The organism is Pseudomonas sp. R11-23-07 (genome assembly GCF_003852295.1).
Lineage (GTDB): Bacteria > Pseudomonadota > Gammaproteobacteria > Pseudomonadales > Pseudomonadaceae > Aquipseudomonas.
The window spans coordinates 4,317,027-4,337,374 of the sequence record NZ_CP027761.1; the positions used below are offsets into that span (position 1 = coordinate 4,317,027).

Here is a 20,348-nt window from a genome sequence, read left to right on the forward strand (position 1 = left end):
TGTGTCAGTGACAAATGTATTTGCTGACCCGCCGCCATCGGGAGCAAGCCCCCTCCCACAATTTGCTCTATGTCGCTTCCAAACCCTCGGTTTACAAGACCGGCACCGCAGGTAGAATGGCGCCTCTGCCCAATCTTCAGAGCGAACTTCATGGCGTTGCCGACCCTGCGCATCATCGGTTTCATCATCGGCATCTTCCTGATCACGCTTGCGATCGCCATGGTCGTGCCCATGGCCACCCTGGTGATCTTCGAACGCACCGGCGACCTGCCGTCTTTCCTGTGGGCCAGCATGATCACCTTTATCGCCGGCCTGGCCCTGGTCATTCCCGGTCGCCCCGAGCATGTGCACCTGCGCCCGCGGGACATGTACCTGCTGACGGTGACAAGCTGGGTGGTGGTGTGCGTGTTCGCGGCGCTGCCGTTTTTGCTGACCCAGCACATCAGCTACACCGACTCGTTTTTTGAAAGCATGTCCGGCATCACGGCCACCGGGTCCACGGTGTTGAGTGGACTGGACAGCATGTCGCCGGGCATCCTGATGTGGCGCTCGCTGTTGCACTGGCTCGGCGGCATCGGCTTTATCGGCATGGCGGTGGCGATCCTGCCCCTGCTGCGCATCGGCGGCATGCGCCTGTTCCAGACCGAATCTTCGGACCGTTCGGAAAAGGTCATGCCGCGCTCCCATATGGTGGCGCGGCTGATCGTTGCGGCGTATGTGGGCATCACCATCCTTGGCAGCCTGGCGTTCTGGTGGGCCGGGATGGGGTTGTTCGATGCGATCAACCACGCCATGTCGGCGATTTCCACCGGTGGGTTTTCCACCTCCGATGAATCCCTGGCGCACTGGAAGCAACCGGCGGTGCACTGGGTGGCGGTAGTGGTGATGATCCTCGGCAGCTTGCCGTTCACCCTGTATGTGGCGACATTGCGCGGCAACCGCCAGGCGCTGATCAAAGACCAGCAGGTGCAGGGTTTGCTCGGCCTGCTGCTGGTGACCTGGCTGGTGCTTGGCACCTGGTATTGGTGGACCACCAACCTGCACTGGCTGGACGCCCTGCGCCATGTGGCGTTGAACGTCACCTCGGTGGTGACCACCACCGGTTTCGCGCTGGGGGACTACAGCCTCTGGGGCAATTTCTCACTGATGCTGTTCTTTTACCTGGGCTTTATCGGCGGCTGTTCGGGCTCTACCGCCGGCGGGATCAAGATCTTCCGCTTCCAGGTTGCCTATATCCTGCTCAAGGCCAACCTTAACCAGCTGATTCACCCACGCGCGGTGATCAAACAGAAGTACAACGGCCATCGTCTCGACGAAGAAATCGTACGCTCGATCCTGACCTTTTCGTTTTTCTTCGCCATCACCATCTGCGCCATCGCGCTGGCCCTGTCACTGCTGGGGCTGGACTGGATGACCGCGTTGACCGGCGCGGCCAGCACCGTATCCGGCGTCGGCCCCGGCCTGGGTGAAACCATCGGCCCGGCCGGCAACTTCGCCAGCCTGCCGGATGCGGCCAAGTGGATTCTGTCGCTGGGCATGCTGCTGGGGCGGCTGGAAATTATTACGGTGTTTGTGCTTTGTATTCCGGCGTTCTGGCGTCACTGACGCTCGACGCTTGCAGCAACCGCGCCCGGTATTCGCCGGGCGTGGCGTCGAACCAGCGGCGAAACGCGCGAAAGAAGTTGCTCGGGTCGGCGAACCCCAACAGGTAGGCAATTTCCAGCAAGGTCATGCTCGGCTGCGCCAGGTATTGCTCGGCCAGCTCGCGGCGGGTGTCATCGAGCAGCGTCTGGAAGCTGGTGCCCTCCTCCTGCAAACGCCGCTGCAAGGTACGCTGGGACAGGTGCAACGTCTGCGCCACCACTTCGCGCTTGGGTTCGCCCTGGGGCAGCAGGCGGCACAGCACTTGCCGTGCCTTGTGGGTCACGCGGCTTTCGGAAAAGCGCGCCAGGTATTCTCCGGCAAAACGATCATGCAGCAGCGCCATGGCCTCGTTGGCCGTGGGCAGCGGGGCATCCATGTCAGCCTGTTCGAAAATCAGCGCGTCATAGGGCGCATTGAATTCCAGCGGCGCATGGAACACCTGTTTATAGGGCGCCAGGTCGACCGGCTGAGCGCCTTGCAACAGTACTTTACGCGGTTGCAGGGTGCGCCCGGTGAGCCAGCCGCACAGCGCCAACGCGCTGGCCAGCGAGGCTTCGGCGCTTTGCCGGGTGGGCGGCAGATGGTCGCCGTGCACTGTCAGAATCAGCGCATACCCCTCGGGTAACAAGCGGAAGCTCAAGTCGGCGCTTTCGGCGATGATGCGCTGGTAACGCACCAGGCGTCCGAAGCCTTCGGCCAGGGTGTTGCTGGACATCAAGGCATAACCGGCCACATGAAACGATGCCGGGCGCACCACTTTCCCCATGTTCAGGCCAATTGCCGGGTTGCCCGACACCTCCACCGCGCGCTGCCACAAACGGGTCATGGCGTCTTGCGCAAACCGTGCGTCGGGATCACTGAGGGCGGCGTAGTCCAGCCCCAGTTGTTGGAACAGGGCCCGGCAATCCAGGCCGTCCATTTCCAAGGCCTTGACTATCCCCATCGCCCAGCTTGCAGAAGTTGTTCGTTCGCTCATGGCGTCTTCTTGAATAAAGCGGGCCTGAATGGCAGGCCAGGAAGGCAAGGATACTAAAGTGGCATCTATTGTCACTGGCTGTAACCATCGATCACTCTAGACTCCAATAAGCTCCCCGCCGAACATCTGTTGGGCGGCATAACAATCAAAGGGCCGGCCACAGTGGAAAATCTCAAGCGATTCAACAGCTTCGCCGAGTTTTACCCGTATTACCTGGCAGAGCATGGCAACAGCACCTGCCGACGCCTGCACTTTATCGGCACCACCCTCGTGATCGGCATTCTGGCGTATGCCGTGGGTCGAGGCTCGCTGGGCCTGCTGCTGGCCGTGCCGATTGCCGGCTACAGCTTTGCCTGGATCGGCCACTTCTTCTTTGAAAAAAACCGCCCGGCGACCTTTCAGCACCCGTTTTACAGCCTGCTGGGTGATTTTGTGATGTACCGCGACATGATTCTGGGCAAGGTGCCGTTCTAGTTTTCGTGGATATAAAAGTCTATTTGTCATTTACAGTGCTGTATCCTGCCAAGGCTTTTTGAGAGCGCGCAATCACCCGCGATTTAAAACAGACCTTGCGAGGAGCGACGACGATGCACGAGATACCTAATCTCCCCTTCCCAAGCCTGCACCCAACAGAGCAGCCAACACCGCAGCAGGCCAGCCCAAAGCAGCCTGAGGCCAAACAAGCCAAACCAGTCGACAGCAAACGCCAGGACTGACGCCGTACCAGACCGTGTGGAAAGCGCCACTTCAAGCGTTTTCCACACTGCCTGAACCCTGGGATACCCGCCATGACCGACACCCTTCCCGATTCCCCGGACACCGCCGTCCTCGACGCCGCCTTGCAAATGGTCGAGGTGTGGAACCGCCTCAGCGCGGACAAACAAGCCACGTTGCTCAAGCGCTTCGGTACCCAGGAAAACGCCTTGGCCGCCCTGGTCACCACCCAACTGCTGGCCCCTGCGCAAACCTGAGGTCTTCCCGATCTGAGGTTTTTGCGCTTTAACGCCCTACGCGAGCCAAACCACCGGTATCATTAGCAGCCTATCTTTACCTGCTGCGACAGTGGACCTCTCCCATGCCAGATACCCAGCGCCCCATGGCGGTCACGCTGCAAGTCGTTTCCATCGTGCTGTTCACCTTTATCGGTTACCTGAATATCGGCATCCCCCTGGCCGTTTTGCCGGGCTATGTGCATAGCGAACTGGGCTATGGCGCGGTGATTGCCGGCCTGGTGATCAGCGTGCAGTACCTGGCCACCCTGCTGAGCCGCCCGTACGCGGGCAAAATCATCGACAACCTGGGCAGCAAGCGCGCGGTGTTGATCGGCCTGGCGGGGTGTGGCTTGAGCGGTGTGTTCATGCTGCTCGCGGCGTGGTGTTCAAGCCTGCCGGCCTTGAGCCTCGCCAGCCTGCTGATCGGTCGCCTGGTGTTGGGCAGTGCTGAAAGCCTGGTGGGCTCGGGCGCCATCGGGTGGGGCATCGGCCGGGTCGGTGCGGCGAACACCGCCAAGGTCATCTCCTGGAATGGCATCGCCAGTTATGGCGCCTTGGCGGTCGGTGCGCCGTTGGGCGTATTACTGGTAAGAAATTTCGGACTGTGGAGCATGGGCGTCAGCATCCTCCTGCTGGCGGCAATCGGCCTGTTGCTGGCCTGGAACAAGGTCGCCGCGCCCATCGTAACCGGCGTGCGTCTGCCGTTCATGAACGTGCTAGGGCGGGTGTTACCGCACGGCTGCGCGCTGGCGTTGGGCTCCATCGGCTTTGGCACCATCGCGACCTTTATCACCTTGTATTACACCACCCAGCATTGGGATAACGCGGTGTGGGCCTTGAGCTTGTTTGGCGCCAGCTTTATCGGTGCGCGCCTGCTGTTCGGCAACCTGATCAACCGTATCGGCGGGTTTCGCGTGGCGATTGCCTGCCTGTCGGTGGAGATCCTTGGGCTGTTGTTGCTGTGGCTGGCGCCGGACGCCAACCTGGCCCTGGCGGGCGCGGCGTTGAGCGGGTTTGGCTTTTCCCTGGTATTTCCGGCGCTGGGGGTGGAAGCGGTCAACCTGGTGCCCGCCTCAAGTCGCGGTTCGGCGGTGGGGGCTTATTCGTTGTTCATCGACTTATCGCTGGGTATCACCGGGCCATTGGCCGGGGCTGTGGCGGCAGGCTTCGGCTTTGCATCGATCTTCCTGTTCGCCGCCCTCGCCGCCCTGGGTGGCTTGCTGCTGAGTGTGTACCTGTACCGCCAGGCGCCCAAGGCCCGCGAAGCACGCGAGGCCTAGAAGTCGACCTTGCCGCGCCCGGCCTTGATGCTGCCGCGCTTGGTCTTGGATTCGAGGCGACGCTTTTTCGAGCCCAGGGTCGGCTTGGTCGGGCGGCGTTTCTTCTCGACTTTGGTTGCGCTGAGGATCAACTCCACCAGGCGCTCCAGCGCATCGGCGCGATTCTGTTCCTGGGTGCGATATTGCTGGGCCTTGAGCACCAGCACGCCATCACTGGTGATACGGCTGTCGCGTAATGCCAACAGCCGCTCCTTGTAGAATTCCGGCAGCGACGATGCGGGAATATCAAAACGCAGGTGCACCGCGCTGGAAACCTTGTTGACGTTCTGCCCCCCGGCGCCCTGGGCGCGAATGGCGGTCAGCTCGATTTCGGCGTCGGGCAGGTGCACGTTGTTGGAAATTACCAGCATTGGAACAGGTCCTTGGTTCAGATCGACCAGCATACTCGATCAATACCCGCCCCTCGTTGTAAACAGCGTTTGTCAGGCGATCAGCCTCTAAAGCAACTATCAGTCTGCGCATCGCTGAACTCAAATCACCCGTCCATCCGGCGTTACCTTAGCTCGCTGACTACCCTGCAAATCATGGCGATATCTTTCATAGTGAACGTTCACTTGCGGCCGCCTGCTGAGGCCGCTGATGACCTGCGAGCTGGAAATACTGAACTGAGGGGTCTGGATCGGGGCGCTGAAAGGCTCGCGATACAGCGACGGACCCCATTGCACCGGTAAACCGTGGTTCGCTGCCCCAAGATTGACCTCAATCATGGAGTGATGGTTGTCATCCACCAGATACCCGGTGGCCATCCACCGCACCAACTCCTTCATTTCCCGTTGCGCTCTCACCTCGGTCTGTTCACTGGACTCGCCGGCCTTCGGCTGGTTGAGCCCCAGTCCATTGAGCAGCCCATTGCCCAGCAAGCGAGCGGCGGTCATGAAACGGTCGGTGGTTCCGGAGGGCCCCGCCACGATCGGTTTGTCCTGCAAAGCCGCGTCTTTGGCAAAGCCGCTGTCTTGCTTGACCCGCCAGACCGCGAAGCCGTTGCCCCGAGGAACGACAAGGTGCGCCAACGGCAGGGTCGCCTGGCTTTTAACTGGCCCCTGGTAACCAAATTGCCCGTCATCTCGGTCTACGCGGTTGCGCGGGTTCAGACGGGCAAAATCAAGTTCACGCGAGCTCAGGCGGTTGTCGGCTTTAAGGTCGGCGGCTGTCGCCCAGACTTTATTCGCCAGCGGCGCCGCTTCACGGAAGTCGTTCTGCACTTTGGTCAAGCTGCCACCGGCTTTTGCCGGGTTACTCACGACCGTGCGACCGTTTACTTCCTTGATGGATTCATAAAGGTGCGGATTGCGTGACGCATCCTCAGTGTTTTCATTGCTGAAGGTATAAAGCATCAGCTGTTCGGGTAGCGGATGCTCCTGGGTACTACCACGAGCCGGTCCGAACGCCTTGGACTCCAGATAAGGCACATCGATAATATCGGCAACCTGACTTTTCAGTTCACTTGAGCCGTGGATGCGCTCCAAGGTTTCCCTGAAATACGCTGAATTGCTCAGGTTAAAAAACGCGGTAGCCTTTTCTCGCAATGTCAGCGGTTCTTCATCCGCACAGTGCATGCGAGGGCTACCCTGACGTGCCTCATCGAGGATACGGTTGAAACCACCCGCCGCCAACTGGCCGATCACTCCAAAGTTTGGGACGTCAGAGGAGTAGCTGCTGAACATTTTGGCAGTGGCCTTCAGCTCACTGCCCTCAACCAAAGTAAATAGCCTGATGAGGCTGGCCAGTAACCTATCAATCGTTTTGTGAGCGGCTGTGCTCTCACTCGCGAACCGCCCTAAATTGGCTTCCACCTGAGCGTTTTCGGTGAGGGTATGGCTCTGGTGGGCCAGCGGCAAAGACACGGTTGGGTTTATGACCTGTGGGGTAAAACGTGACATATCGAACATGGTGAACTCCCCGTCGCGAACAGATGAATCTCAACGCTGAGTGAGTGCTATCTGAGTAATCGTTCCCGCAGGAATGTTTGGACTCCAAGGAAGACGCTAAGCACGCCCCTGCCCCATCACGATCGAACGCAAGACTCAGGCAAGGGGGTGCCAGATGCGCGTCTGGCACTGGCCCGCCAGCAGGACATTGCTGGGATCGTTGCTCGGCGCCAATAATTCTTTATGCAACTGTTTGCCTTTGTCTGTAACAAGCGTTAATTCATCCGGTTTACCGGACACCAAAAAACCCGGCGATAAGCCGGGTTCTTTATTCAAGGCAATGGGCCTACTCCAGTACCGTCTGCGGCGTAGCCAAGGCAGCGTGGGCAGCGTGCGCCTTACGCTTGTTTTTCAACCAATAGCACAGAGCCATAAACGCCACCCACACCGGGATCGCATACACCGACACCTGGATACCCGGAATCATCAGCATGATCACCAGGATAAACACCACGAACGCCAGGCAGACGCAGTTGCCATATGGGTACCACAGCGCCTTGAACAGCGGCACCTGGCCAGTGCGGTCCATGTGCTGACGGAATTTGATGTGGGAGAAGCTGATCATCGCCCAGTTGATCACCAACGTGGCCACTACCAGCGACATCAGCAACTCCAGCGCGTGTTGCGGGATGAAGTAGTTCATCAACACCGCTACCAGCGTAACGGCCGCCGACGCCAGGATCGAACGCACCGGCACCCCACGCTTGTCGATCTTGGCCAGCGCTTTCGGCGCGTCACCCTGCTCGGCCATGCCCAACAGCATGCGGCTGTTGCAGTAGGTGCCGCTGTTGTAAACCGACAGCGCCGCCGTCAATACCACGAAGTTGAGAATATGCGCGGCGGTGTTGCTGCCCAGCATTGAGAACACTTGCACGAAAGGGCTGCCGCTGTAGGCATCGCCCGACGCATTAAGGGTGGCCAGCAGGCTGTCCCACGGCGTCAGCGACAACAGCACCACCAACGCGCCGATGTAGAAAATCAGGATGCGGTAGATCACCTGATTGATCGCCTTGGGGATCACGGTGCGTGGCTGGTCCGCTTCGGCGGCGGTAAACCCGAGCATTTCCAGGCCACCGAAGGAAAACATGATGATCGCCATGGCCATCACCAACCCGCCCACGCCATGGGGGAAGAAGCCGCCGTGGTCCCACAGGTTGCTCACCGAAGCTTGCGGACCACCGCTGCCACTGACCAGCAGGTAGCTGCCCAGGGCAATCATGCCGACGATGGCCACTACCTTGATGATCGCGAACCAGAACTCGGCTTCACCGAAGACTTTGACGTTGGCCAGGTTGATCAGGTTGATCAGCACGAAGAACGCCGCCGCCGAGACCCAGGTCGGAATCTCCGGCCACCAGTAGTGCACGTATTTGCCGACTGCGGTCAGCTCCGACATCCCCACCAGGATGTACAGGATCCAGCAGTTCCAGCCCGACAGGAAACCGGCGAAACCGCCCCAATACTTGTGGGCAAAATGGCTGAAGGAACCGGCGACCGGCTCTTCGACGATCATTTCGCCGAGCTGGCGCATGATCATGAAGGCGATAAAGCCGCAGATGGCATAGCCCAGGATCATCGATGGGCCGGCAGACTTAAGTACCCCGGCCGAGCCGAGGAACAGGCCGGTGCCGATGGCGCCACCGAGGGCGATCAACTGGATATGCCGATTTTTCAGGCCGCGTTTCAGCTCGCCTGAAGAGGAATGGGGTCCACTCATGAAAAAGGTCTCACGCAAGGTTTGAAGAGGTTGAATGCAGGTTGCTGCCTTGAATTACCGACTCAAGCAGCGCCGCTCAAACCCCAGCGCAGGCACCAGGAGTACAGCGTCTTTCTAGCGGTCATGCGTCACCTGTTTGTTTTTATCTGTGACGAAATCGAACCCGTCTGGCTCGTGGCCGGACGGAGTGATCAGGGCGGATACACCCTGGGTCTTGGCCTTTGCGTGGATACGCAAGAGGGGGTCACAGTAAAACGCGGCGCATTGTACACCGCTCGACAGCTTCGGCACGCACCACGAACGTGCACCCGACAATCTGTCAGGTATTCCTTACAGGGGATTTGCACCCAAAGCGCGAAGGCCGACCACGTAAACTTAACGTTACGCAGCGGAAAATTGGCTTTACGGTCAGGCTCAAATGACGGTTTACGGAAAATTGTCAGTCAGACTCGTCTGAAGAATCGGTTCAGCCAATCCGCTGTTTTACCTGAATAAAAAATAGCGTCAAAAAAACCGAAGAAAAAATCCAAATGAAACCGTGTCAATAAATATTTTGCATTTTGAAACACTCTCTCCTAGGTTCTCTTCACTTGCCTGCGAGCCGCTGGCAAGCCGTTCTCAAACAACGTCCTCTAGGAGATACACCATGCAAGCACTGGAAAAAGACCTGGAAACTGAACTGCAACTTGACGATTGGTTTGAAGCGCCGACCCATGAGGCCGCCGTTGAAATGATGCAAGCTGATGCCGTTGTGCCATTTGGCACCGCGATGTGGCCTTTCTAATACCCGGCAGGCATCCGGCAGGTGCCGTGCACGGCACCTGCCCCCTTACCCAAGGCACAGAAGGACACTCGTCATGGACAAGGCCCGCGCTGTCGAACATTTTCTCTACTACCTCGCTCACCACCCGGCCCTTCAGGGCGTGAACCGCCCTACCGTGCTGCTGGGCCATACCGAACGCTACGACGCCATCGCCCAGGCAATCACCCAAGGCAGCGCCGCCCGTTTCAATTTCCAGGTGCAGCGCCTGGACCTGAGCGCCAGCGAAACCCTGGCCCAGGCCATCGAAGCCTGCGACCTGTACCTGTTTCTCTACGATTCCTCGACCCTGCCCAACCCGCGTGCCGAAGGCCCGGACTTCATCCGAGCGTTGCACGGCGTCATGGCCGAACATTGGAAAAAGTCGCTGCTGTTCAAGGACTACGGCGACTACTTCTACGATACCTTCAGCGTCGAACCGCAGCGTATCGCCGACCTCAACGCCACGTTGATCCGGCGCATGTCCGAGGCCAGCGTGCTGAGCTTCACCGACAAGCACGGCTCACGCCTTGAAGCACCGATGAGCAGCATCAAAAAGTGGACCAATATCAACGGCGTCGGCAACCACGACCTGGCCCCTGGCGAGATCGCTACCCACAGCGAAGCCATCAACGGGCAAGTGCGGTTTGTCGGCACGTTTCTCAGCACCATCCCCTTTGCGCGCAAATACGGCGTGCTGGAGTCACCCCTGGAACTGTGGATCGAGAACTCCACCATCTGCAGCGTGGCCAGCGACGTGCCGGGGCTGGCGGATGACTTCAACAAGTACCTGAATGCCAACCCGTCCAACCGCCGTGTGGAGGAGTTGGGGATTGGCACCAATGAAGGCGTGAAGGATTTGTATGCGCGCAACGCAGGCTTTGAAGAGCGCCATTGCGGCTTGCACCTGGGGTTGGGTGGCGGGCAGAAAGGCAGCCATCACCTGGACTTGATCTTTGCCAGCGGGGTGTTGGCGCTGGATGACAAGCCGGTGTTTGATGGGACGTTTGCGTTCTGAACACCGGTCTCGAAAACACTGGAGACCCAAATGTGGGAGGGGCTTGCTCCCGATTGCGGTGGTTCAGCCGATACTTATGCAAGCTGATACACCGCTATCGGGAGCAAGCCCCCTCCCACAGTTGACTGTATTTCAAATTTAAATCAAAAAAAACGCCAACCCGAAGGTTGGCGTTTTTTGTGCAGCGCTTAAAACATCACTGCGGCTTCTTGCGACCAAAACCAGGACGCTGACCGGAACCGGCCGGCGCGCCACGGCGCTTGCCCGACGGCTCGTCCGCTACCAGTTTCGGCCCAGGGCGCTTGTTAGCCGCTGGCTTGGCTGGACGCTTGGTGCTGGCGTTGTCAGCGGGGCGCTCCGCTTCACCACGGTTGCTGCGACCACCGGTTGGGGCTGGGCGCGGCGTACGTGGCGCGCGGTCACCTTCCTGACGCGATGGCGCGGTTGGACGACGCTCACCTTCGATCTGCGGCTCACGCGAGATGCGACCACCAGTGGCCGGAGCGTTCAACGCCGGGCGCACGGTGCGCGCAACGCGTTCGGTACGGGCCACCGGGCGCGACGACTTACGCTGCATACGCTCAAGCTTGTCTTTGCTCTTGGCGTTCATCTGCGGCATGGCCACTGGCGTCAGGCCAACTTCGGCACTGAGAATGTCGACTTCGTACTGGCTCATTTCGCGCCAGCGGCCCATCGGCAGGTCGGAGTTCAGGAACACTGGGCCGAAACGCACGCGCTTGAGGCGGCTGACCACCAGACCCTGGGATTCCCACAGCCGGCGCACTTCGCGGTTACGGCCTTCCATCACCACGCAGTGGTACCAGTGGTTGAACCCTTCGCCACCTGGCGCCTGCTTGATGTCGGTGAACTTGGCCGGGCCGTCTTCCAGCACTACGCCGGCCTTGAGGCGTTCGATCATCTCGTCATCGACTTCACCGCGTACACGCACGGCGTATTCACGGTCCATCTCGTAGGACGGGTGCATCAGGCGGTTGGCCAACTCACCGTCGGTGGTGAACATCAGCAAGCCCGTGGTGTTGATGTCGAGGCGACCGATGTTGATCCAGCGGCCCTCTTTGGGCTTGGGCATCTTGTCGAACACGGTCGGACGGCCTTCCGGGTCGTCACGGGTGCAGATCTCGCCATCGGGCTTGTTGTACATGATCACGCGGCGTACCGATTCGGCCGCCTCTTCACGCTTGATGACTTTGCCATCGATGGTGATTGCATCGTGCAGGTCGACGCGCTGGCCAAGGGTAGCCTCGACGCCGTTGACCTTGATGCGCTTCTGGGTGATCCAGGCTTCGACGTCGCGGCGCGAGCCCACGCCGATACGCGCCAGCACCTTTTGCAGTTTTTCGCCTGCTGGGCCGATTTCCTGGCTGTCGTTCTGGTCTTTGTCGTTCATCTTAAGCACCTCCCGGTGGGTCGATTCAGGCGTGGCCTGAAGAGTGTTGAAAGCGGGGCTTTGGCCGAATAGCTCGGCAAAGGGTCGCGAATCATACGCGCATGCCGCGCGTTGCGCATCAGAGACTAGCCGATCCTGGCACAATCATTTGCTTTTCCGCCGGCCGGTGGCCCCCAGGGCCAGCAGGCGCAGCTCGGCTTCGGCCAGCACCGTGCGCTTGTCGACTTTGTCGAGTTTCTTCCAGGCACGGATTTCGCGCTTGCTGCGGCCACAGCCGACGCAGATGTCATCGCTGAACTTGCAGATGCTGATGCAGGGGTCTTTGGTTGAGCTCATGCTTTCTCCCAAGCGATGCAAATCCAATGTGGGAGGGGGCTTGCCCCCGATGGCAGTGGGTCAGTTGATGCATAGGCTGGCTGACACACCGCTATCGGGGCATAGGTATCTACACAACTCTGTAGCAGCCTAAGTAACCACGATGCGAAGCGAGCCGCTCTTGATCTTGCTTTTGATCTTAGGCGCCCCGTTAAACCACGCTGGCCGGAATTCGACAGTGATTTGGGGGGTAAACCGGCAGGGAGGCCGGTTTAGCCGCCCCGCGCCATGGATGGCGCGTGGCGGCGGCCCCCCAAATCAATGTCGGATTACGGGCACACCGAGCCTAGGCGAGGTGCCGAGTGGTGGGGCAAGAGCGTTTTGCTTACTTTTGCGCTTTTCAAAAGTGAGACGCCGTAAGGGCGGAACCCTAAGCCGCCGTTACCGCAGCAACGGATATGTACTCGCCTTGATCCAACATCCTAGTCGGCTGTCAGGCCGCCATCGGGAGCAAGCCCCCTCCCACATTTAGGTCGCGGAGCATCAGTTAGAGAGGCTTCGGCTCCCGAGCCGTCACAGGTTCAGGCCACGCCAAAAGTTGTGTAGATACCTATGGCTATCGGGGGCAAGCCCCCTCCCACATTTGATCCCCGTCAGTCTTCCAACTGGCGGCGTTCGTTTTCGATGGCTTCGGCCAGCGCCCGGGCTTCATCTTCCTCGTCGCTCAACGGCGGCTGTTCGAGGGCGGCGACGGCGGCCAGCAGTTTTTCCCGGGCATCGGCAACACCGAGGATGTCTTCTTCGACGTCAGGCTCGGGCTCAACGTTCACCTGGGTTTCAGGCTCGACGGCGCCATCGCGCAGCACATCATCAAAATCGGTCTTGATGCCCTGCTCCATGTCGTCCAGTTCCAACAGCAATGTATGGAAACTGGTTTCGTCTTTCGGCTCTTCCGGCTCGGCGCTGGCGTCGGCCAGTTCCTGCAAGCTGGCCGGCACCGGCGCGTCGTCGAAGTCGAGCACCGGTTCGGCTTCCATCTCGCGCAGTTCGGCCAGCGGCGGCAGGTCGTCGAGGTTCTTCAGGTTGAAGTGGTCGAGGAACACTTTGGTGGTGGCGAACATCGCCGGTTTGCCGGGCACGTCACGGTAACCGACGATGCGGATCCACTCGCGCTCCAGCAACGTCTTGACGATATGGCTGTTGACCGCCACGCCCCGCACATCTTCGATCTCGCCCCGAGTGATCGGCTGGCGATAGGCGATCAACGCCATGGTCTCCAGCATCGCCCGTGAATAACGCTGCGGGCGTTCTTCCCACAAGCGCCCCACCCAAGGGGAAAATTTCTCGCGGATCTGCAGCCGATAACCCGACGCCACTTCACGCAATTCAAAGGCGCGACCGTCACAAGATTTGCGCAGGATCTCCAACGCCTTCTTGAACACCGGCGGTTCGGGACGTTCGGCCTCTTCAAAGAGTTCGAACAGGCGCTCCAAAGATTGCGGCTTGCCCGAGGCCAGGAGAAAGGCTTCCAGCAAGGGTGCCAGTTCGCGGGGTTCAGTCAGATTCATCGATTCAGCTCGTTATTCGGCTCGCGCCCGCACATGGATAGCCGCAAACGGCTCATTCTGGACCAGCTCGACCAAGGACTCCTTGACCAGCTCCAGGATCGCCATGAAGGTCACCACCACGCCCAGGCGCCCTTCCTCTGCGGTGAACAGCTCGACAAACGGCACAAACCCGCCGCCCTTGAGACGCTCCAGCACATCGCTCATGCGCTCGCGGGTGGACAGGGCTTCGCGGCTGACCTGGTGGCTTTCGAACATATCGCCACGGCGCAGCACCTCGGCCATGGACATCAGCAACTCTTCCAGGCTCACGTCGGGCAACAGTTTGCGCGCGCGGGCTTCCGGGGCATCCAGCTTGGGCACCACCACATCGCGGCCTACGCGGCTCAAACCGTCGATCCCTTCGGCGGCCGCCTTGAAGCGCTCGTATTCCTGCAGGCGGCGGATCAGTTCGGCGCGCGGGTCATCTTCTTCGGCCTCGACCGTCTCTGCGCGCGGCAGCAGCATGCGCGACTTAATCTCGGCGAGCATGGCGGCCATCACCAGGTATTCGGCGGCCAGCTCCAGGCGCACCGACTGCATCAATTCGACATAGCCCATGTACTGCCGGGTGATTTCCGCCACGGGAATATCGAGGATGTTGATGTTCTGTTTGCGAATCAGGTACAGCAGCAGGTCCAGCGGGCCTTCGAAGGCTTCAAGGAAGACTTCCAGGGCGTCCGGCGGGATGTACAGGTCCAGGGGCATTTCCAGGACCGCCTGGCCATAGACCATCGCGAAGGGCAGTTCCTGCTGGGCCCCCGCCTGGGAATCGACGGTTTCCACGACCGACATTCAGGCCTCGACCATGAACGGCGTCGGGTCGCCGCACCCTACACGCACCACTTGCGGCTCGCCATCGGCCAGGTTGATCACGGTGGAGGCTTTGTTGCCGCCGTAGCCACCGTCGATGATCAAGTCGACGTGTTTTTCCAACAGGCGGCGCATTTCGTAAGGGTCATACAGCGGCTCGGTTTCGCCGGGCAGGATCAGCGACACGCTCATCAGCGGCTCGCCCAGCTCGGCCAGCAGTGCCAGGGCGATCGGGTGTTCCGGCACACGCAGGCCGATGGTGCGTTTTTTCGGGTGCAGCAACAGGCGCGGTACTTCGCGGGTAGCATTGAGAATGAAGGTGTACGGCCCTGGCGTATGCGCCTTGAGCAAGCGGAAGGTGCCGGTGTCGACCTTGGCGAACAGCCCAAGCTGGGACAAGTCGCTGCAGATCAGCGCAAAGTTGTGCTTGTCATCCAGTTGGCGCAGACGTCTTACGCGCTCGACCGCACCCTTGTCGCCGATCTGGCAACCAATGGCGTAGGACGAATCAGTTGGATAGATCACCACGCCGCCGGCGCGAATGATTTCCACGGCCTGTTTGATCAGGCGCGCCTGGGGGTTTTCCGGATGAATCTGGAAGAATTGACTCACGAGCTCTACCTGTTCAGACGGTGGCAATAATGGGGTCATGCTTGAATCGCCCCCACAACAGCGGCAGGTCTTGCGGAACCTGGCGATACTCGCCGATCTCGGACCAGCCGCCTGGGCCATGAAAATCACTGCCGGCACTGACCAGCAGACCAAATTCGCGGGCAAGGATCGCCAGGCTGCCGACCTGCTCGGCGGGTTGATGCCCGTTGACCACTTCGATCGCGTGGCCGCCCGCTCCAATATAGTCACTGATCAGCTTGCGGCGCTTGCTGCGGGTGAAATCGTAATGCCAGGGATGCGCCAGGCTGACCCAGGCCCCGGCGTCCCGCAGGGTCTGGACGGTGTCCTCCAGGGTCGGCCAATGTTGCTTCACATCGCCCAACTTGCCCGCGCCCAACCATTTACGGAAGGCTTCGGCGCGGTCCTTGACGAAACCTGCCTGCACCATCCAGTCGGCGAAGTGCGGACGGGCCGGTGCATTACCGCTGTCGCCCAACGCCTGCTGGATAGCCCGAGCGCCGTCGAGGGCGCCAGGCATGCCTTTGAGGCTGAGCTTGCGGCTTATTTCTTCGGACCGCAGCCAGCGGCCATCGTGCAATCGGGCGATGGCCGCCACCAGGGCCGGGGCGTTTTGCTCGAAACCGTAGCCGAGCACATGAATGGTGGCGCCGCCCCAGGTGCAGGACAATTCCACGCCGTTGACCAGCTGCATGCCCAAGGCCTGGGCCGCCGCGCGGGCCTCATCGAGGCCTTCGAGGGTGTCGTGGTCGGTCAACGCGAGGACTCGCACGCCTTTTTCAAACGCACGCGCAACCAGTACCGCAGGCGCCAGGGCGCCGTCGGAGGCCGTGCTGTGGCAGTGCAAATCAACATTCACGGGAGTGTGTAACCTCAAGTCAGCTGGCGCTATCGCAACCAAGGATGTTTGTTATTATGCCGCCACATCCAGCTTCTGGCTCTTACTGTGAAACAATTCATCGACTTCATCCCGCTGTTGCTGTTTTTCATCGTTACCAAACTCGACCCCAGGGTCATCGACATCGCCGGTCACCAACTCTCGTTCGGCGGCATCTACAGCGCCACCGCCGCGCTGATCATCAGCTCCATCGTGGTGTACGGCGCCATCTTCATATCCCAGCGCAAGCTGGAAAAAAGCCAATGGCTGACCCTCATTGCCTGCCTGGTGTTCGGCGGCCTGACCCTGGCCTTCCACAGCGAAACCTTCCTCAAATGGAAAGCCCCGGTGGTCAACTGGCTGTTCGCCCTGGTGTTCATCGGCAGCCACTTCATTGGTGATCGCCTGCTGATCAAGCGGATCATGGGCCACGCGCTGACCCTGCCGGACCCGATCTGGGTGCGCCTGAACGTGGCCTGGATCGTGTTTTTCATCTTCTGCGGTGCCGCCAACCTGTTCGTGGCCTTCACCTTTCAGGAATACTGGGTCGACTTCAAGGTGTTCGGCAGTCTGGCCATGACCCTGCTGTTCCTGGTCGGCCAAGGTATCTACCTGTCGCGTCACCTGCATGACTCTGCCGCCACCACGCCGAAAACCGAGGACTGACATGCTCTACGCCATCATTGCCACCGATGTTGCCAACTCGCTGGAAAAACGCCTGAGCGTGCGCCCGGCCCACGTCGAGCGCCTCAAGCAGCTGCAAACCGAAGGCCGCATCGTACTGGCCGGCCCGCACCCGGCCACCGACAGCAACGAGCCGGGCGAAGCGGGTTTCACTGGCAGCCTGATCGTTGCCGAGTTCGCCTCTCTGGCCGATGCCCAGGCGTGGGCCAAGGCTGATCCTTATGTGGCGGCGGGCGTCTACGCCGATGTCGTGATCAAGCCGTTCAAGCAAGTCCTGCCGTGACCCCGGTGGCGCCGAACCCAAACGGTTCGGCGCCAACCCGCTGGCTCATCATTCCCGGTAACCTGCCGACAACGTTCTGAATATCCGTGTGGAATCAGGAGTTCCGATGCGCTTACGTCAGTTGTGTCTGTTGGCAGTGTTTACGATCGGGGCGACGGCCCACGCTGAAGAGTCCTCGAGCAGCGGCAGCTCCACGCCTCTGTCCTTGAGTGCCGGCAGCCAGATCACCGAATTGCAGCAACGTTTGAAAGAAAGCGAAGGGCTACGCGAAGCGCTGAGCAAGCAACTGCAAAGCACGCAGGCTACCCGTGAAAGCGCGCAACTGAGTCGTTTGCGCCAGGAGAACCAACGCCTGGCCCAGCAACTCAAAGAGACACAAGGCGGTGCCTTGACCCGATGGCTGACCGAGCAGCAGCAATGGTTTGTCACCGGCGCGGGCGTCGCCCTGATCGCCTTGCTGTGCGGCATCTTTGCCAGCGGTGGGCACCGTCGTCGTCGACAATGGCTAAATTGAGTGAGTCATGAGCGAGCTGTTACTGATAGATGATGACCAGGAGCTCTGTGAGCTGCTGACCAGTTGGCTGAGCCAGGAAGGTTTCCAGGTACGCGCCTGCCACGACGGCTCCAGTGCCCGCAAGGCCCTGGCCGAAACCGCCCCGGCGGCGGTGGTGCTCGACGTGATGCTGCCCGACGGCAGCGGCCTGGAGTTGCTCAAGCAACTGCGCAACGACCACCCGGAGTTGCCGGTGCTGATGCTCTCGGCCCGGGGCGAACCCCTGGACCGCATCCTCGGCCTGGAACTGGGCGCCGACGATTACCTGGCCAAGCCTTGCGATCCGCGCGAACTCACCGCTCGCTTGCGTGCCGTGCTGCGCCGCAGTCATCCGGCAGCCGTGTCGACCCAACTGGAACTGGGCGACTTGTGCTTCAGCCCGGTGCGCGGCGTGGTCAGCATCGACGCACAGGAATTTACCCTGACCGTCTCCGAAAGCCGCCTGCTCGAAGCCTTGCTGCGCCAGCCCGGCGAACCGCTGGATAAACAGGAGCTGGCGCAAATCGCCCTGGGCCGCAAGTTGACCCTGTACGATCGCAGCCTGGACATGCACGTCAGCAACCTGCGCAAGAAAATCGGCCCACACCCGGACGGCCGTCCGCGGATCGTGGCGCTGCGCAGCCGTGGTTACTACTACGCCCCTTGAATAATCGTTCCCATGCTCCGCGTGGGAACGCCGCCCGGACGCTCTGCGTCCCGCCTTGCGCTTGGGTGACGCGGAGCGTCACGGGATGCATTCCCACGCAGAGCGTGGGAACGATCGGGGCCGCCGCCTCACCCTTACCAAACCTTTACCCTCCCCTGACGGCCGCTGACCTTGTCCTGGGTAATCTACTCACATCCGGACTCACCGGAATAGAGACAGGAGAATCCCCATGCGCAAGACCCTTATCGCTTTGATGTTCGCCGCCGCACTGCCTACCGTCGCCATGGCCGCCATGCCCGAAGGTCCAGGCCCGATGGGCGGCCCGGAAGGCCATATGATGGGTGGCCCAGGCCACGGTGAACATGGCCCGCGTGGTAAAGGTGGCCCGTTCAGCCAGTTGGATTTGAGCAAGGAACAACGCGAGCAGATCCGCAAGCTGATGGGTGACCAATGGCACGCTCGCAAAGACCTGACCCAAAAGTACTTGGCCAAACTGCCAGCCGCTGACCAGAAAGCCATGCAGGACGAGATCGCCGCCGGCAAGCAGAAAACCCAGGCCGACATCCGCGCCGTGCTCAAACCCGACCAGCAGAAGAAGTTCGACGAGATCGTCAAGCAGCAAGAGCAGCGTCGTGCCGAATGGAAAGAATTCCAGGCCTGGAAAGCGCAACAACCGCAAAAAGCGCAATAATGCCCTCGCGTTAATGCTCCCAGCCCAGTGGCCCCGCCACTGGGCTTTTCCTATTTGAGGGTTTCCCGTGCGTTCACTGTTCTGGCGCATCCTGGCGAGTTTCTGGTTGGCCATCGCCCTGGTTGCCGGATTGTCGATCCTGCTTGGGCATATGCTGAACCAGGACGCCTGGATTCTCAGCCGTCACCCCGGTCTCAACAACCTGGCGCAAGAGTGGACGCAACTCTACGAAGCCCAAGGCGAAGACGCTGCCCAGGAGTTGCTGCAGCAACGCAAGCGCCAGTATCACATTGACGTGCAAGTGCTGAACGAAGGCGGCGAGCCGGTGGTACGCGGCACCTTCCCGCGCCGCGCCGCGGCCTTCGAAGCCCGGCAGAATGACAGCCAGGACGGCCACCTGCCCTGGCGGCGCCTGACCGCCGAGTACACCAGCGAAAAAACCGGCGACACCTACCTGCTGATTTACCGCATTCCGCATCCGGAACTCGATGCCTGGCACCGCAGCAGCCTGCTGTGGCCGTTCAGCGCCCTGGCCATTGCCCTGGTGGTGCTGACCCTGTTCAGCCTGTTGGTGACATTGTCCATCACCCGTCCGCTGAGCCGACTGCGCGGCGCGGTGCATGACCTGGGCCAAGCCACGTACCAGCAGAACAGCCTGGCGCAATTGGCCAACCGCCGCGATGAATTCGGCGTGCTGGCCACCGACTTCAACCGCATGGGCGCCCGCCTGCAGAGCCTGATCGCCAGCCAGCGCCAACTGCTGCGCGACGTTTCCCACGAACTGCGTTCGCCCCTGGCCCGCTTGCGTATCGCCCTGGCGCTGGCCGAGCGCGCCAGCCCCGAAGAACGGGAAAAACTGTGGCCGCGCCTGACCCGCGAGTGTGACCGCCTGGAAGCCCTGATCAGTGAGATCCTGGTACTGGCCCGGGTGGATGCCGACAACGCCAGCGCCGAAGAGGTCGACCTCAACCTGTTGCTCCAGACGCTGCAAAAGGACGCCCAGCTCAGCGCGCCCGAGCAAGCCGTGCAACTGAGCACTGAACCCGACCTGCACCTCAAAGGCTGGCCGACCATGATCGAACGCGCCGTGGATAACCTGCTGCGCAATGCCCAGCGTTTCAACCCGGCCGGCCAGCCCATCGAGCTGCAGGCACAGCAGCGCGGCGAGCGCATTTTGATCAGCGTGCGCGACCATGGCCCCGGCGTTGAAGCCGAGCATCTGAGCCAACTGGGCGAGCCGTTCTACCGCGCCCCGGGCCAGACAGCGCAAGGTCACGGCCTGGGCCTGGCGATCGCCCGTCGCGCCGCCGAACGCCATGGCGGCAACCTGATCCTGGCCAATCATGCCGACGGCGGCTTTGTCGCCAGTATCGAACTGCCGTTGGTGCCGGGGGTTGTCACACCGGCCTGACGATCTTCTATAGTGGCCC

23 protein-coding genes are annotated in these 20,348 nt (G+C 60.7%); 12 read left to right on the forward strand and 11 right to left on the reverse strand.

Going from position 1 to position 20,348, the window contains the following annotated elements:
- Positions 1 to 150 precede the first annotated feature (150 nt).
- Positions 151 to 1,605, forward strand: coding sequence for a TrkH family potassium uptake protein (locus C4J84_RS19795; RefSeq protein WP_124364134.1), 1,455 nt, complete (start codon positions 151 to 153; stop codon positions 1,603 to 1,605).
- Here the strand turns inward: C4J84_RS19795 and C4J84_RS19800 are convergent.
- A complete protein-coding gene (locus tag C4J84_RS19800) occupies positions 1,562 to 2,620 on the reverse strand; it encodes an AraC family transcriptional regulator (RefSeq protein WP_124364135.1) in 1,059 nt (352 codons plus the stop codon). The two genes, C4J84_RS19795 and C4J84_RS19800, sit on opposite strands and share 44 nt — an antisense overlap.
- Positions 2,621 to 2,782: 162 nt before the next feature.
- Here C4J84_RS19800 and C4J84_RS19805 point away from each other — a divergent pair, with 162 nt between their 5' ends.
- The 3 genes from C4J84_RS19805 (at position 2,783) to C4J84_RS19815 (ending at position 4,892) form a co-directional block, all read left to right on the forward strand.
- Positions 2,783 to 3,094 carry a DUF962 domain-containing protein gene (locus C4J84_RS19805; protein WP_124368130.1) on the forward strand — a complete coding sequence of 104 codons (312 nt, stop codon included), beginning with the start codon at positions 2,783 to 2,785 and terminating at the stop codon, positions 3,092 to 3,094.
- 314 nt (positions 3,095 to 3,408) lie between these two features.
- On the forward strand, positions 3,409 to 3,591 hold the full coding sequence (locus tag C4J84_RS19810) for a hypothetical protein (RefSeq protein ID WP_124371666.1): 183 nt from the start codon (positions 3,409 to 3,411) through the stop codon (positions 3,589 to 3,591).
- A gap of 104 nt (positions 3,592 to 3,695) precedes the next feature.
- Positions 3,696 to 4,892, forward strand: a complete 1,197-nt coding sequence (locus C4J84_RS19815) for an MFS transporter (protein ID WP_124371667.1) — start codon at positions 3,696 to 3,698, stop codon at positions 4,890 to 4,892.
- Here C4J84_RS19815 and arfB read toward each other — a convergent pair.
- The 4 genes from arfB to C4J84_RS19835 all read right to left on the reverse strand — a co-directional run bounded on the left by arfB (position 4,889) and on the right by C4J84_RS19835 (position 8,597).
- Positions 4,889 to 5,302, reverse strand: coding sequence for an alternative ribosome rescue aminoacyl-tRNA hydrolase ArfB (gene arfB, locus C4J84_RS19820; RefSeq protein ID WP_017847165.1), 414 nt, complete (start codon positions 5,300 to 5,302; stop codon positions 4,889 to 4,891). The two genes, C4J84_RS19815 and arfB, sit on opposite strands and share 4 nt — an antisense overlap.
- A 120-nt stretch (positions 5,303 to 5,422) precedes the next feature.
- Complete coding sequence (locus C4J84_RS19825; RefSeq protein WP_124371668.1) at positions 5,423 to 6,841, reverse strand: type III effector; 1,419 nt, start codon at positions 6,839 to 6,841, stop codon at positions 5,423 to 5,425.
- A 135-nt stretch (positions 6,842 to 6,976) separates the two neighbouring features.
- Positions 6,977 to 7,156, reverse strand: a complete 180-nt coding sequence (locus C4J84_RS19830) for a hypothetical protein (RefSeq protein ID WP_124371669.1) — start codon at positions 7,154 to 7,156, stop codon at positions 6,977 to 6,979.
- 10 nt (positions 7,157 to 7,166) lie between these two features.
- Entirely contained in the window at positions 7,167 to 8,597 is a 1,431-nt protein-coding gene (locus C4J84_RS19835; RefSeq protein ID WP_124371670.1) for an amino acid permease, read from the reverse strand.
- 646 nt (positions 8,598 to 9,243) lie between these two features.
- Here C4J84_RS19835 and C4J84_RS26305 point away from each other — a divergent pair.
- Positions 9,244 to 9,381, forward strand: coding sequence for a hypothetical protein (locus C4J84_RS26305; RefSeq protein WP_003237751.1), 138 nt, complete (start codon positions 9,244 to 9,246; stop codon positions 9,379 to 9,381).
- A 73-nt stretch (positions 9,382 to 9,454) separates the two neighbouring features.
- Positions 9,455 to 10,414 carry a leucyl aminopeptidase gene (locus C4J84_RS19840; RefSeq protein ID WP_124368134.1) on the forward strand — a complete coding sequence of 320 codons (960 nt, stop codon included), beginning with the start codon at positions 9,455 to 9,457 and terminating at the stop codon, positions 10,412 to 10,414.
- A 196-nt stretch (positions 10,415 to 10,610) separates the two neighbouring features.
- Here the strand turns inward: C4J84_RS19840 and rluB are convergent, their stop codons facing one another.
- The 6 genes from rluB to C4J84_RS19870 all read right to left on the reverse strand — a co-directional run bounded on the left by rluB (position 10,611) and on the right by C4J84_RS19870 (position 16,043).
- The gene (rluB, locus tag C4J84_RS19845; RefSeq protein WP_124368135.1) at positions 10,611 to 11,822 is read right to left on the reverse strand and encodes a 23S rRNA pseudouridine(2605) synthase RluB; all 1,212 of its coding nucleotides are present in this window, start codon (positions 11,820 to 11,822) and stop codon (positions 10,611 to 10,613) included.
- A gap of 144 nt (positions 11,823 to 11,966) precedes the next feature.
- Entirely contained in the window at positions 11,967 to 12,158 is a 192-nt protein-coding gene (locus C4J84_RS19850) for a DUF1289 domain-containing protein (RefSeq protein ID WP_005790815.1), read from the reverse strand.
- A gap of 632 nt (positions 12,159 to 12,790) precedes the next feature.
- The gene (gene scpB, locus C4J84_RS19855) at positions 12,791 to 13,705 is read right to left on the reverse strand and encodes an SMC-Scp complex subunit ScpB (RefSeq protein ID WP_124371671.1); all 915 of its coding nucleotides are present in this window, start codon (positions 13,703 to 13,705) and stop codon (positions 12,791 to 12,793) included.
- 12 nt (positions 13,706 to 13,717) lie between these two features.
- Positions 13,718 to 14,416, reverse strand: a complete 699-nt coding sequence (locus tag C4J84_RS19860; protein WP_177412781.1) for a ScpA family protein — start codon at positions 14,414 to 14,416, stop codon at positions 13,718 to 13,720.
- A 120-nt stretch (positions 14,417 to 14,536) separates the two neighbouring features.
- Complete coding sequence (locus C4J84_RS19865) at positions 14,537 to 15,166, reverse strand: L-threonylcarbamoyladenylate synthase (RefSeq protein ID WP_124364147.1); 630 nt, start codon at positions 15,164 to 15,166, stop codon at positions 14,537 to 14,539.
- A 13-nt stretch (positions 15,167 to 15,179) separates the two neighbouring features.
- Positions 15,180 to 16,043: a PHP domain-containing protein gene (locus C4J84_RS19870; protein ID WP_124435992.1), complete on the reverse strand. Its 864-nt coding sequence runs from the start codon at positions 16,041 to 16,043 to the stop codon at positions 15,180 to 15,182.
- Positions 16,044 to 16,130: 87 nt separating this feature from the next.
- On the opposite strand from C4J84_RS19870, the gene C4J84_RS19875 reads away from it, so the two are divergent.
- From C4J84_RS19875 to C4J84_RS19900, 6 genes are all read left to right on the forward strand, one after another.
- Positions 16,131 to 16,727 carry a septation protein A gene (locus C4J84_RS19875; protein ID WP_124435993.1) on the forward strand — a complete coding sequence of 199 codons (597 nt, stop codon included), beginning with the start codon at positions 16,131 to 16,133 and terminating at the stop codon, positions 16,725 to 16,727.
- A gap of 1 nt (position 16,728) precedes the next feature.
- A complete protein-coding gene (locus tag C4J84_RS19880) occupies positions 16,729 to 17,028 on the forward strand; it encodes a YciI family protein (protein WP_124364150.1) in 300 nt (99 codons plus the stop codon).
- A gap of 106 nt (positions 17,029 to 17,134) precedes the next feature.
- Positions 17,135 to 17,542, forward strand: a complete 408-nt coding sequence (locus tag C4J84_RS19885; protein ID WP_124368139.1) for a translation initiation factor 2 — start codon at positions 17,135 to 17,137, stop codon at positions 17,540 to 17,542.
- Between the two features lie 7 nt (positions 17,543 to 17,549).
- Positions 17,550 to 18,227 (forward strand): response regulator transcription factor, encoded by a 678-nt coding sequence (locus tag C4J84_RS19890; protein WP_124364152.1) that lies wholly within the window; start codon positions 17,550 to 17,552, stop codon positions 18,225 to 18,227.
- Between the two features lie 229 nt (positions 18,228 to 18,456).
- On the forward strand, positions 18,457 to 18,918 hold the full coding sequence (locus C4J84_RS19895; protein WP_124371674.1) for an LTXXQ domain protein: 462 nt from the start codon (positions 18,457 to 18,459) through the stop codon (positions 18,916 to 18,918).
- A 67-nt stretch (positions 18,919 to 18,985) separates the two neighbouring features.
- Entirely contained in the window at positions 18,986 to 20,329 is a 1,344-nt protein-coding gene (locus tag C4J84_RS19900) for a HAMP domain-containing sensor histidine kinase (RefSeq protein WP_124368141.1), read from the forward strand.
- Positions 20,330 to 20,348: the final 19 nt, after the last annotated feature.

Excerpts from the sequence above, each read along its gene's own strand:
- C4J84_RS19795 (WP_124364134.1), top strand. The coding sequence starts at position 151 with ATGGCGTTGCCGACCCTGCGCATCATCGGTTTCATCATCGGCATCTTC.
- C4J84_RS19850 (WP_005790815.1), bottom strand. The coding sequence starts at position 12,158 with ATGAGCTCAACCAAAGACCCCTGCATCAGCATCTGCAAGTTCAGCGAT.
- C4J84_RS19880 (WP_124364150.1), top strand. The coding sequence starts at position 16,729 with ATGCTCTACGCCATCATTGCCACCGATGTTGCCAACTCGCTGGAAAAA.
- arfB (WP_017847165.1), bottom strand. The coding sequence starts at position 5,302 with ATGCTGGTAATTTCCAACAACGTGCACCTGCCCGACGCCGAAATCGAG.
- rluB (WP_124368135.1), bottom strand. The coding sequence starts at position 11,822 with ATGAACGACAAAGACCAGAACGACAGCCAGGAAATCGGCCCAGCAGGC.
- C4J84_RS26305 (WP_003237751.1), top strand. The coding sequence starts at position 9,244 with ATGCAAGCACTGGAAAAAGACCTGGAAACTGAACTGCAACTTGACGAT.
- C4J84_RS19840 (WP_124368134.1), top strand. The coding sequence starts at position 9,455 with ATGGACAAGGCCCGCGCTGTCGAACATTTTCTCTACTACCTCGCTCAC.
- C4J84_RS19815 (WP_124371667.1), top strand. The coding sequence starts at position 3,696 with ATGCCAGATACCCAGCGCCCCATGGCGGTCACGCTGCAAGTCGTTTCC.
- C4J84_RS19810 (WP_124371666.1), top strand. The coding sequence starts at position 3,409 with ATGACCGACACCCTTCCCGATTCCCCGGACACCGCCGTCCTCGACGCC.
- C4J84_RS19800 (WP_124364135.1), bottom strand. The coding sequence starts at position 2,620 with ATGAGCGAACGAACAACTTCTGCAAGCTGGGCGATGGGGATAGTCAAG.
- C4J84_RS19835 (WP_124371670.1), bottom strand. The coding sequence starts at position 8,597 with ATGAGTGGACCCCATTCCTCTTCAGGCGAGCTGAAACGCGGCCTGAAA.
- C4J84_RS19895 (WP_124371674.1), top strand. The coding sequence starts at position 18,457 with ATGCGCAAGACCCTTATCGCTTTGATGTTCGCCGCCGCACTGCCTACC.
- C4J84_RS19885 (WP_124368139.1), top strand. The coding sequence starts at position 17,135 with ATGCGCTTACGTCAGTTGTGTCTGTTGGCAGTGTTTACGATCGGGGCG.
- C4J84_RS19890 (WP_124364152.1), top strand. The coding sequence starts at position 17,550 with ATGAGCGAGCTGTTACTGATAGATGATGACCAGGAGCTCTGTGAGCTG.
- scpB (WP_124371671.1), bottom strand. The coding sequence starts at position 13,705 with ATGAATCTGACTGAACCCCGCGAACTGGCACCCTTGCTGGAAGCCTTT.
- C4J84_RS19825 (WP_124371668.1), bottom strand. The coding sequence starts at position 6,841 with ATGTTCGATATGTCACGTTTTACCCCACAGGTCATAAACCCAACCGTG.